Genomic DNA, 380 nt, shown 5'->3' with positions numbered 1-380 from the left:
GCCCGCGCCGTCGCCGGCGAGGCGGGCGTGCCCTTCTACTCGATTTCGGGTTCGGACTTCGTCGAGATGTTCGTCGGCGTCGGCGCGAGCCGTGTGCGCGACCTCTTCAACCAGGCGAAGGAGAACTCGCCCGCGATCATCTTCATCGACGAGATCGACGCCGTGGGTCGCCACCGCGGCGCCGGCATGGGCGGCGGTCACGACGAGCGCGAGCAGACGCTGAACCAGATGCTCGTCGAGATGGACGGCTTCGACCCCAAGGTCAACGTCATCGTCATCGCCGCGACCAACCGTCCCGACATCCTCGACCCCGCGCTCCTGCGCCCGGGCCGCTTCGACCGGCAGATCGGCGTCGACGCCCCCGACCTCAAGGGGCGCCA

The 380-nt window shown here is 69.5% G+C and carries 1 protein-coding gene; it reads left to right on the top strand.

Annotated features, from left to right (window positions below):
- Positions 1 to 380: AAA family ATPase (locus ACZ3GY_RS23685; RefSeq protein WP_465912174.1), on the top strand; the 380-nt coding region annotated here is incomplete at both ends.

The sequence above is a fragment of the Pseudomonas sp. PME37.24/006 genome, from assembly GCF_055556635.1.
Note: the sequence above shows the minus strand (reverse complement) of the source record. Positions and strands in the feature narration are given on the sequence as shown.